Annotated in this window: 7 protein-coding genes; 5 read left to right on the top strand and 2 right to left on the bottom strand. The window is 58.9% G+C overall.

Features of this window, described 5'->3' with window-relative positions:
* Nucleotides 1–278 precede the first annotated feature (278 nt).
* Nucleotides 279–512, bottom strand: coding sequence for a hypothetical protein (locus JNN07_08835; protein MBL9167830.1), 234 nt, complete (start codon nt 510–512; stop codon nt 279–281).
* 657 nt (nt 513–1,169) lie between these two features.
* Here JNN07_08835 and JNN07_08830 point away from each other — a divergent pair.
* Both JNN07_08830 and JNN07_08825 read left to right on the top strand, forming a co-directional pair.
* Nucleotides 1,170–4,451: a DUF1553 domain-containing protein gene (locus tag JNN07_08830; protein ID MBL9167829.1), complete on the top strand. Its 3,282-nt coding sequence runs from the start codon at nt 1,170–1,172 to the stop codon at nt 4,449–4,451.
* A gap of 19 nt (nt 4,452–4,470) precedes the next feature.
* Nucleotides 4,471–5,928 (top strand): DUF1501 domain-containing protein, encoded by a 1,458-nt coding sequence (locus JNN07_08825; GenBank protein ID MBL9167828.1) that lies wholly within the window; start codon nt 4,471–4,473, stop codon nt 5,926–5,928.
* Between the two features lie 113 nt (nt 5,929–6,041).
* Here JNN07_08825 and JNN07_08820 read toward each other — a convergent pair whose 3' ends face one another.
* The gene (locus JNN07_08820; GenBank protein ID MBL9167827.1) at nt 6,042–7,442 is read right to left on the bottom strand and encodes a tetratricopeptide repeat protein; all 1,401 of its coding nucleotides are present in this window, start codon (nt 7,440–7,442) and stop codon (nt 6,042–6,044) included.
* A gap of 228 nt (nt 7,443–7,670) precedes the next feature.
* On the opposite strand from JNN07_08820, the gene rseP reads away from it, so the two are divergent.
* The 3 genes from rseP to JNN07_08805 are packed head-to-tail and all read left to right on the top strand — an operon-like array spanning nt 7,671 to nt 11,620.
* Nucleotides 7,671–9,101 (top strand): RIP metalloprotease RseP, encoded by a 1,431-nt coding sequence (gene rseP, locus JNN07_08815; GenBank protein ID MBL9167826.1) that lies wholly within the window; start codon nt 7,671–7,673, stop codon nt 9,099–9,101.
* 5 nt (nt 9,102–9,106) lie between these two features.
* Nucleotides 9,107–10,909 carry a (E)-4-hydroxy-3-methylbut-2-enyl-diphosphate synthase gene (gene ispG / locus JNN07_08810; protein ID MBL9167825.1) on the top strand — a complete coding sequence of 601 codons (1,803 nt, stop codon included), beginning with the start codon at nt 9,107–9,109 and terminating at the stop codon, nt 10,907–10,909.
* Between the two features lie 45 nt (nt 10,910–10,954).
* A complete protein-coding gene (locus tag JNN07_08805) occupies nt 10,955–11,620 on the top strand; it encodes an arylesterase (GenBank protein MBL9167824.1) in 666 nt (221 codons plus the stop codon).
* Nucleotides 11,621–11,856: the final 236 nt, after the last annotated feature.

Here is an 11,856-nt window from a genome sequence, read left to right as displayed (position 1 = left end):
TTACGATGATGAGTTGTATCTAAAACAGCTCGAACAACGCAAAGCTCCCATCGCAAAACGCGCTCGCCAGATCGCTCAAGAAATGGCGGCCTAACCTAAAAAATACCTTGATTGGTTCACCTCAGCTGTTGGCTAATCTCTTTGAACCCTGCGGGTTCTCGATGTCGGCTAATCTCTTTGAACCCTGCGGGTTCTCGATGTCGAATTCACCAACTCACTCGGAGAAGTAAGTAGCCCATCTAAACTGTCTAGTCCGTCTGATTGGAGAGGCCCGCCGCTTACGATTTCATGGAAACCCGCAAACGTTCCGCAGAAGGAAGATCTCCGTTCATGAGTCCCGATGAAGGGTCCAGGAATTCTTCGATAATCCAGATTTCCGGGCCGACGTAGTTGCATTTAGCCCACTCGTTCAGGAAACTCGTCAAGGAACTGGCAATGATCTGATGTTCTGAGTCATGCGCCAGATAGACCACAGCTCCTTGATCCGCTTTCGCAAGGCTCAATCCCAGCATGTCTCCATTGTCCAATCTGCAGAACGGAAGAGTTGACTTTCATCGCACGGATTCTGATTCGTCTTCAGATATCCATGGGTCGTTGATCCACTCCGCTGAGCGTGGCAGTCAGTGATGAGAGGCCCCAGAGCTGGACCCGAGCCATCATTTTTCGTCACCCCACGTCCACTTCGTCGGCCTGGGTCAGATTGCGGGCCAGTCGCAGTCGCAGTCGCGCCAACCGCTCCCCAAGTCTCCCGAGGAAGACCTCGTCCGTGGCCTGCCGATCCACTTTCATACACGCCTAATATGGCGTCTTAATGGCATGCGGCAAGATCTAGACGCCACATAAGACGTGTTACAACTGACTAACTTGGACTGCCCACGCCTCATGGGCCGGGACGGCCCACGCTACAACTGTAGAATCGTCCATGCTGGACGATTCCCCGCCCCCCCGAGCGCAGCGGGCATTTCACCCCCTTTCCCTCCTTCCACATCCCACCAAAGCCAAGAATGGTGCCATTTCAAACAATTCAGGTAACACGCACTCCGAGAAGCAATGATACGACTGGAGCCTCAACTGGCGACCTCGAACCTTGGGTATTTATTCGCCCACGCCCGGTTGAATCGATTTGAGTAAGTCGGAACAGGCGAACGTCGAATCTAGACCGTAACCATATGATCGAACCATCCGTAATTGAGAAGCGGGATCAGCCGCGCTTTCGCGTCGCGTCGGCCATCCGAAACGTGACGCAGTCATCGCCGGTTCTATCGGCCATCGCCGCCACCACCGTGATGCTCGCGAGTTCGCTCCGGTCCTCCGCCGCGGAGAGTTCCATCGCGTTCAACCGCGATGTCCGCCCCATTCTTTCCGACAACTGTTTCGCCTGCCATGGCCCAGATCCCGGCACGCGCAAAGGTGGCTTACGGTTGGATACGAAGGAAGGCATGTATGATCGCGCGCCCAAGCGCGAACCCGCCGTGGTGCCGGGTCGGCCGGCCGACAGCACTTTATGGACGCGCATCATGACGACCGATCCGGACGACGTCATGCCGCCGCCGAAATCGCACAAGGAGCTGAAGCCCGAACAGAAAGCGGTCCTGAAGCGCTGGATCGAGCAGGGCGCACCCTGGCAGTCGCATTGGTCGCTCATCAAACCGGAACGAGGCACTGTTCCCACGCCCACCAAACTGGCCGATCGCGTGCGCAATCCGATCGACAACTTCGTGTTTGCTAAGCTTGAGGAGAAAGGGCTCAGCCCCGCACCAGAAGCAGACCGCCGCACGCTGGCCCGTCGGCTGGCCCTGGACCTGACCGGCCTTCCCCCGCGTGCCGAGGAAGTCGAAGCCTTTGTCCGCGACCGTTCTGCCGATTTCTATGAGAAGTATGTGAACCGGCTGCTCGAATCGCCGCGCTGGGGAGAGCATCGTGGACGTTACTGGTTGGATGCCGCCCGCTACGCGGATACCCATGGACTGCACTTCGACAATTATCGTGAGATGTGGCCCTACCGCGATTGGGTGATTGCGGCATTCAACCGAAACCAGCCCTTCGACCAATTCACGCTGGAACAGCTCGCCGGAGATCTGCTGCCGGGAGCCACTCAAGACCAAAAGGTCGCGACTGGATTCCATCGCTGCAATCCCACCACCAACGAGGGTGGAACCATCGATGAAGAGAACCTCGCCAATTATGCGCGGGATCGGGTGGAGACCACCTCCTGGGTTTGGCTGGGGCTGACCGCCAATTGTGCGGTCTGTCATGATCACAAGTTCGACCCGATCACGATGAAGGATTTCTACTCGATGTCGGCTTTCTTCCGCAACACGGTCCAGCCCGGTCGGGATGGCAACGTGAAGGATTCCTCCCCACATCTGATTCTCATGAAGACCGAGGCGGAGCAAGCGCGTTGGAAAGCGCTACCCGGCGAAATCGAGACGGCCCGCAAGCCGCTCGAAGCGCTGCGAACCAACTCCGAGCCGCAATTTGCCGCCTGGCTAAACACCCTCAAACCGGCGTCCATCGAAGCGGGCCTGACCTCAAAAGGACTGATAGCTCGCATCCCACTGGCCGGTAAGGACACCAATCGCGTGGCCTGGGTGAACGACAAAGGAGCCACAAATTGGGTGAACACGACCGGCAAAGTCACTTTGCGCGAGGGTGGCAAACTCGGAACTGCACCGCAGTTCAACGCTCAGGCGACGGCAGAGTTTAAGAAGCTCGGAGATTTTGATCGGCAAGATGCGTTCACCTGTTCGACCTGGGTCTTTGTCCCGGGTGATTACGAAGGTCGGGCGGTGGTGCTGTCGCGAATGGAGGAAGACGAACCTGGCAAGCGCCGGGGCTGGGACATTCAGTGGGAACATCGACATTATTCCATTCACCTGATTCACGACTGGCCAAACGATGCCATCCGCCTGCGCACGCGAAATCAGTCAGCGGGCCGTGGCAGCTGGCAGCATCTCACCCTCACCTACGACGGCTCGAGCCGTCCCGAGGGAGTGCGACTTTATGTCGACGGCAACGCGGTGGAGATCGAGGTAGATCGGGTTCGGCAGCTGAGCGGTTCCATCCGAACCCGCCAGCCACTGAAACTCGCGCAGCATGCCACAGGCAACCATCTCGACGGCCTTTCGCTGCAGGATGTCCGCCTCTACTCCCGGGCTTTGGCTTCGGAAGAAGTCCGTTTGGTCGCGCAAGCGAAGTCCCTGGAGGAGTGGCTGCAAAAGCCGGCGTCGGACCGCAAGCCCGAGCCCAGGAAAACCTTGCTAGATTACTATTTGGTGACCGAGGTCGAAGCCTACCGAGTTGCGCGACAATCCGCCCGCGCGCTCGAGCGGGAGCGAGACGGTCTGCGCATGGGAAATCCGGGGACCCACGTGCAACAGGAGAGCACGAATGCTATGGGTATCGCGCATGTGCTGTCGCGCGGCCAATACGACAAACCCAAGGAAAAGGTAGAGCCCGCGGTCTTTGCCGCCCTCAACCCACTTCCCGAAGGCGCTCCCAAAAACCGTCTCGGACTGGCCCAATGGCTAATCTCGTCAGAGAACCCGCTGGCAGCACGCGTCACCGTTAACCGGTTCTGGCAGGAGGTCTTCGGCGTCGGCCTGGCTAAGACGTCGGAGGATCTGGGAATCATGGGCGAAGCCCCGTCCAACCAGGCGTTGTTGGATTGGCTGGCGGTCGAGTTCCGCGAGAAGGGCTGGAACGTGAAGGAGTTCTTCAAGCTCATGGTCACCTCCGCCACCTATCGTCAAAGCGCCAACACCACCCCGGAAAAGCTGGAAAAGGATCCCTTCAACCGATGGCTGAGCCGGGGACCGCGATTCCGCATGGATGCCGAGATGGTGCGGGATTATGCCCTTGCAGCCAGCGGACTTCTGGCCCCGCGCATCGGGGGACCGAGCGATCGACCCTATCAGCCCGGCGGGGTCTGGGAGGCGGTTGCCATGCCGGAGAGCAACACGCGTTACTACCACGAAGACAGCGGTGAGTCGCTGTATCGTCGCAGTCTCTACACCTTCTGGAAACGCGCAGCACCACCGGCGAATATGGAGATTTTTAATGCGCCCAGCCGCGAGACCTCCTGTTTGCGACGGGAACGCACGAACACTCCGCTCCAGGCTCTGGCGACCTTGAATGACCCGCAGTTCATGGAAGCGGCGCGACATCTGGCCGTCCAGGCTCTTCGCTCTGGACGACGAGATCCTCGCAAGGGCCTGGATGCCCTGGCGCGCGCCGTGCTGGCCCGCCCGCTCACGAGCGAGGAGGAGCAGATTACCCGGACAGGCCTGGAGCGCTTCCTCGAATACTACGCAGCGCATCCCGAGGAGGCTCGCGCGCTCATCGAAGTCGGGGACAGCCCGGCGAACCGAAAAGAAAAGGCAGAGCTGATCGCCGCCTGGACCATGACGGCCAATCAATTCTTCAACCTCGACGAGGCCTTGAACAAGTAATTCAGACCGAAAGAACGTTATGAGTCTCTTTGACGATTACATCCGCTACGAAACCCGGCGCCAGTTCTTCAGCCGGGGGAAAAACGCCGTCGGCTTCGCCGCCTTGAGTTCATTACTCGGCAATCGCCTGGGCGCGGCGGCGAACAACACCGGTCACGCCGGCCGCCCCGACCTGCCGCATTTCGCCGCCAAGGCCAAACATATCATCTACCTGCACATGGTTGGCGGTCCCTCACAAATGGACCTGTTCGACTACAAGCCCGAGATGCAGAAGTGGTATGACAAAGATCTCCCGGAGTCGGTGCGCAATGGGCAGCGGCTGACGACCATGACCTCAGGACAGGCGAGGTTCCCGATTGCCCCCTCCAAGTATAAATTCGCTCAACACGGCAAGGCGGGCACCTGGGTTTCGGAGCTCCTGCCCTGGACCTCAAAATGCGTCGATGACATGGCGTTCATTCGCTCGATGCACACCGATGCGATCAACCACGAGCCGGCTATCTGCTACATGCAGACCGGCAACCAGGTCACCGGCCGGCCCTGCCTCGGCTCCTGGGTCAGTTACGGCCTGGGTTCGCAGAACGCCAACCTCCCCAGCTTTGTGGTGCTGGTGGCCGAACCCACCAACAAGGAACAGATCCAGGCCATCTCAGCCCGCCTGTGGTCAAGCGGCTACATTTCCGGAGAGCACGCGGGCGTTTCTTTCCGCAGCAGCGGGGATCCTATCCTCTACATCAACAATCCCAAGGGAGTTCCCAGCCAACTGCGCCGAGTTCAGCTGGACGGCTTAAAAGCTTTGAACGAACTCAACTATCGCCAGGTGGGTGACGCAGAAACGCATACTCGCATCCAGCAGTATGAAATGGCGTTCCGCATGCAGGCCAGCGTGCCCGAACTGACCCAGGTGACAAGCGAACCCGAGTCCACCTACAAGCTCTACGGCGACGAAGCCCGCAAGCCAGGAACGTTCGCCTACACCGCTCTGATGTCGCGTAGGCTCGTCGAGCGCGGCGTGCGCTTTGTCCAAGTGTATCTGAACAACTGGGACCATCACGGCAACGTGGGAGGCCGGCTACCCATGCAGTGCAAGGACATCGACCAAGCCACCTACGGCCTCATCCAAGATCTCAAGCAACGGGGATTGTTCGACGAGACTCTGATCATCTGGGGCGGAGAGTTCGGTCGCACCATCTACAGCCAGGGTGGGCTGACTAAGGACAACTACGGACGCGACCATCACCCGCGCTGTTTCACCATGTGGATGGCGGGCGGCGGATCCAAAGGCGGAGTGGTTTACGGCACCACCGACGAGTTCTCCTACAACATCATCGAGAATCCAGTGAGCGTGCATGACTTCCACGCCACGATCCTCCATCTCATGGGCGTGGATCACGAACGATTCACCGTCAAGGTTCAGGGGCTGGACGCCCGCCTGACCGGCGTCGAACAATCACAGCTGCTGAAAGCGTTGATTTGAGGGAGGCGGGATAGTCGCCCACGGATCACACCGATCACACGGAACCCAAGAACAGCTCTGTATCCCGGTCGGCTCCGCGTGATCCGTGGGCAAAACACTCCGGGCCGAGGGCTCTATTGCCCGCCAGCGGCGTAGTAGGCATCGACTTTGGCGGCGACGTCGCGATAGCTGATGTCCACCTCGTAGAGCTGCTTGAACTGATCCATGGCTTCCGTCTTCTTCCCCATGACCTCGAGCACTGAACCCAGCTGGTAGACGAGATCCTTCTTCTCGTCATCGAAGTCAGGCTTTTCCTTGAGCGCCTCCTGAAATTTGCGCGCTGCGAGATCGTTCATGTTGCGCTTGGCAAAACATCGACCCAGATAAATGGTGCACTGCACTTTTCGATGCGGATTGGCCTGGGCCTTCTGAAACTCCTGAATGGCCTCGGTAACCTTGCCAGCCTTGAAATAGAGCTCGGCCAGTTCAAACTTGATCTGAAGATCGGTGGGATATTGGTCCGCTCGCTGGCGGCACTCAGCGATCTGGTAACCTAGTCGTTCGGCCTCGATTGCTGACTTGCGCTCGTTGAAGTCTTCGGCCACCGGATCGAGCTGCGTGATCAGATGATCATACTTTCGGGTCTGGGTCTCCGAGATCACCTTGTCCAGCGACGGGTCGTTGCCCGCCGGCGTAGCCTTGATCTTCTGATAAAACTCCAAAGCAAGATCGAACTCCTTCTTCTGAGTGTACAGCTCGGCGATGTTGCGGATTAGTTTCAGGTTGTTGGGCTCGACTTGCAACCGAGCCTCATAGTCGGCAATGAGGCGAGCCGCCACGTCGTCGGACTTGACCTGGCGCCCCTCCTGTTCGAGGGCGGTTGCTTCATCCTTATTCTTCAGAATGTCTCGATAGGACCCGCTGCCGTCCGCCAAGGCTTCGTATCCTTGCTGCTCCATGGTCTTCTTGGCGCTAAGGTTTTTATATTCCATGGCCAATTCCGTGTCGCCGGGGTTGCTGCGGATCAGCTCCAGGTAAACCTGCTCCGCCTTGTCCACCTGCCCGGATTCGGTCAAAGCCTGGGCATAACGCCGGAGCACTTCCTGATCCTTGGGTGATGTCCGACGGGCAATCTCCAAAGCAAAGCAAGCGGTTTTGAAAAAACCGGCCGCCAAAGCGGCTTCGGCCAGCAATTTGTTCCCCATGCTGGAATTGGGGTCGGCCGAAAGGATCTGCTCAGCGATCTGCATCGCTTCCTTGGGGTCTTTGCGCAAGGCCAACTGCCCCTTGGCCACCAAGGGTGAGGAGCTCGCCCCTCCGATCATCTTCTTAAAAAAGCCGCCTCCAGTGCCGTGCTTCTTGATCTGGGCGGCACGCAAGGCTTGCCGGGCCTCCAAACAGGCAGGCTCACGGAGCACCACCTGCTCCAAGATGCTAATCGCGTAGTCGAGATTCTGCCGTTCAAGCGCCACCGTGCCCTTTTGGTAGAAGTCCCGAAGATCACGCGAGATCTGATTCAGCGGTTTTTCGCTCATATTCCCAAAGTAATGATGCTAGGTAACCTAGACTGGTTACACTATAGATCCCAGCAAACGGCAAGCCAAGCGTGGACGGCGAGCAAAAAACCCCTCCATTCCAGGTTGCACCCCCCGCCCGGCACCGTATAATCCAGGGACGAGTCTCACGATTTGGCGACCTGGCTCCAACGCCAAGCAAGGATGCAGGCTTGAGCAGAGTGAACTGGTGCCGATCGATCTCATAGCATGGACACACTGAAGTTTATCTTTATTTGCCTGGAAGTACTGGTGCTTTTTAACGTGCTTATCTTTGTGCACGAACTGGGGCACTTCTGGGCGGCTCGCTGGCGCGGCTTGAAGGCTGAAAGGTTCGCCATCTGGTTTGGTAAGCCCATCTGGAGCAAGAACATCAACGGTGTCGAATTCGCTTTGGGCTGGATCCCCTTCGGAGGGTATGTGTCCCTGCCCCAGATGGCGCCGATGGATATGATTGAAGGCGGCACGGACCAGCCCCGGGAACCGCTGCCTCAGATTTCCGCCCTGGATAAGATCATCGTCGCCTTCGCGGGACCGCTGTTCAGTTTTCTTCTCGCCGTGGCCTTCGCCCTGATCGTCTGGGTGACCGGACGCCCGGTGAGCGAATCGGAGACAACCACCGTCATTGGCCATGTGCTCAAAGGCGGCCCGGCGGAAAAGGCCGGCCTCCAGGTCGGCGACCGATTGCTCGAAGTCGACGGCAAGCCCGTGACCAAGTTCGGCGGGATGGGGAACAGCATCATGTGGAGCATCGCCCGCAGCGAAGGCGAAACCATCCCGATCAAGTTCGAGCGAGCCGGCGAGGTCAAATCGATCGAAGTGACCCCCATCAAACCCCCCACCAAGATGTGGGAACGACGCTCGCTCCGCCAAATTCAAATCGAGCCCGCCAATACACCGGTGGTCGGACTGGTGTTCACCAACAGCCCCGCGGACCGCGCAGGCTTGCGCCGCTTCGATCAGATTATCGAGGTGAACGGCAAAAAGATGTATCACTTCGCCCAGGTCAGCCAAATGGTGGCGGAAGCACCGGAAGCTCCCCTGACTCTCCGGATCCGCCGCGACACCAACGAATTCACTGCCCAGATCACGGCCGAGAAGCCCCTCAAGCCGGCCGAGGAGAAACCCATGCTCGGGCTGCGCTGGGCCGACGGACGTAAGATGGACTTGGTCTACCCAAACCCCGTCGAACAAATCAGCACGGCCGTGACCACCATGATCAATACGTTCAGCGCTCTCCTGTCGCGCGGCTCCGAGATCGGCGTGCAACACCTGAGCGGGGCGGTCAAAATCCTCAACATCTACTACATGCTCTTCCAAAGTGAGCAAGGGTGGAGGCTCGCTCTCTGGTTCAGCGTGGTTATCAATGTCAACCTCGCCATCCTGAACATGGTACCCTTGCCGGTGCTGGACGGAGGACACATCGTCCTGGCCATCATCGACAGCTGCCGACGCCGCCCGGTGAGCGCCAAGACGCTTCAAGCGATTCAGTCGGCCTGCGCCTTCCTCCTGATCGGGTTCATGCTCTTCGTCACGTTCTTCGATGTTCAAGAACTGGGAGGCGGCAAGGGCAGGGACAAGAATCCTCCTGACCCGCAATTCGCACCCAAAGCGGCCGCGCCGGCCGCCCCGCGCCCCTGATACTCATGAAGTATTGCGACTCTCCCTACATCTACCGCCGTCGGCCATCGCGAGAAATTACCATCGGACGCCCCGGTCATGGAGGCTTGACCCTGGGTGGCGACACCCCGGTGGTCATGCAGTCCATGCTCACTTGCGACACCATGGATACGGCCGCTTGCGTGCAGCAAACCGAGGACCTGGTGGCGGTGGGATGCCAGATCGTTCGGATCACCGCCCCCACGGTCAAAGACGCCGCGAACCTGGAGCAGGTGGTGCAGCAACTCCGCCAACGGGGTTGTCATGTCCCGATCGTAGCGGATATTCATTTCAAGCCCGAGGCGGCCATGGAGGCCGCCAAATGGGTCGAGGTCGTTCGCATCAACCCCGGCAACTATGCCGATTCCAAGAAGTTCAACATCCGGGAATACTCGGATGACCAATACCTAGCCGAACTGACGCGTATTGAGGAGAAGTTCACCCCTCTGGTGAAGCTTTCCGTCGAAAAGGGCCGGGCCATGCGCATCGGCACCAATCACGGATCACTCAGCGATCGGATCATGAACCGGTTTGGCGATTCTCCCCTGGGAATGGTGGAGAGCGCGTTGGAGTTCGCGAGGATCGCTCGAAAAAATGGCTTCCACCAATTCAAGTTCTCGATGAAGTCGAGCAACCCCAAGGTGATGATCCAATGCTACCGACTGCTCGCCGCCAGGTTGGCCGAGCTGGGAAGCGATTGGAACTACCCGCTGCACCTCGGCGTCACCGAGGCCGGCGAAGGGGAGGATGGACGCATCAAGAGCGCCATCGGGATCGGTTCCCTGCTCTGCGACGGCATTGGCGATACCATCCGTGTCTCACTCACTGAGGACTCGCCCAACGAAATCGCCGTGTGCCGGGATCTCCTGGCTCAGATTTCCACCTTGGTCAACACGAGCCACGAGGTTCCCAATCTGGAACTCTCCTACGATCCCTTCCGATTCGAACGCCGATCCACCCCCGAGGTGGATCTGGGCATGGATGGGGTGCGCTGTGGCCATGAACAAACCATTCGCGTGGTGGTCACTCGGGCCACTTGGGACAAGGTCGCGCCTAAGATTCGACCGAAGGACGATGTCCGGCCCGAGGCGATCTACGAGGACCTGAACATTCAAGAGGTCGATCCTCGCGAGGATTTTTCCGTCGCCTGCGACACCCAACTCATCACGGTCAAGGATGGCCTCGACCTAGCTCCCATCACCGCCTTTCGGTTGTTGGCCGCGCGCCTCAAGCGCCTGGGTAGGAACAATCCGATTCTCTTGAAGGACTGCCTCAAGTTCGAAAGCACTCCCCTAGCTCCCAACATCGCACTGCTCCGCGCTTCCATCGTAATCGGCGCGCTTCTCTGCGATGGCATTGGAGACGCCATTCTGGTCCGCGGAGAGAGTGGAGCAGGACAATCCCTGCGCTTGGCCTTCAACATTCTCCAAGCGGCCGGATGCCGATCGTTCAAGACCGACTACGTGGCCTGCCCCAGCTGTGGACGCACACTCTTCAATCTCCAGACGGTCACCGCTCGCATCAAGGCCCGCACCGCCCACTTGAAAGGGGTCAAAATCGCCATCATGGGCTGCATCGTGAACGGCCCGGGAGAGATGGCCGATGCGGATTTCGGTTACGTCGGGGGCGCACCCAACAAGATCAACCTCTATGTCGGGAAGAACGCCGTGAAGTTCAACATTCCCGAAGGCGAAGCGGTCGAACGGCTGGTCGACCTGATCCGCGAGCACGGCAAATGGGTCGAGCCCGATCCCGGCAATGAAACGGTCCGCCTCGCGACCACAGCCTGACGCCCTAAACGCCGCAAGCGCGGGTTGAATATCGCAGCCCTATCCATGCTGGCTCGCCTCCACAGTTCGATCCCAAGCTTCATTGCCTGGCTGGCTCTGATCGCAGCCTGCGTTGAGGGCGTCACAGCTGCCGATGGCGATTCCAAGCCCGCGAAGCAGCGAGTGCTCATCCTCGGGGACAGCATCACGGCAGGATACGGAGTCGATGCCGCTGAAGGCTATCCCAGCCTGCTCCAGCAAAAGATCGACCAAGCCCAACTTCCCTATGTTGTCGTGAACGCAGGTGTCAGCGGGGACACCACCTCAGGCGGCCTGCGTCGAGTCGACTGGATACTGCGGCAGCCGGTGGATGTCTTCGTGCTCGCACTCGGAGGAAACGATGGGCTCCGCGGAATCGCACCGAGCATCACTCGCTCAAACCTCACCGCGATTCTGGAGCGGGTGCACGCCCGATATCCCAAAGCTCGACTGCTCCTGGCCGGAATGCAAATGCCACCCAACATGGGGAAGGATTACACCGAGGCGTTCCAGGCGTTGTTTCCCCAAGTGGCCAAGCAACAGCAGGCCGCATTGATTCCGTTTCTCTTGGAAGGCATTGGCGGCAAGCCTGAGTTCAACCAACCTGACTTGATCCACCCAACTCCCGTCGGACATCAAAAGATCGCTGAGAATGTTTGGCAGGTTCTCAAGCCCATTCTCACGGAGAGATAGGCTGAGGAGAACAGTGTCCCGCGAAGGGGCAGGTTTTCAGTCCTGAGACGAGTTTGCGCCACGAGCGCCCTACCTATGGACTGCGGTGGCACGACCTCATCTTTACCTCCAAAAATGGGGACTAGACTAGAACTAGAGAGTGAAACCATCGCCCAACCGTAACCGGCACTTACCCCGAAGGGGTTCCGCCTCAAAGCCCAGGGTTGGCGTGAGGCACGAGCGTCTACCCTGGGTGA

Source organism: Verrucomicrobiales bacterium (assembly GCA_016793885.1).
GTDB lineage: Bacteria > Verrucomicrobiota > Verrucomicrobiia > Limisphaerales > UBA11320 > UBA11320.
This window is presented reverse-complemented; position numbering and strand designations above follow the sequence as displayed.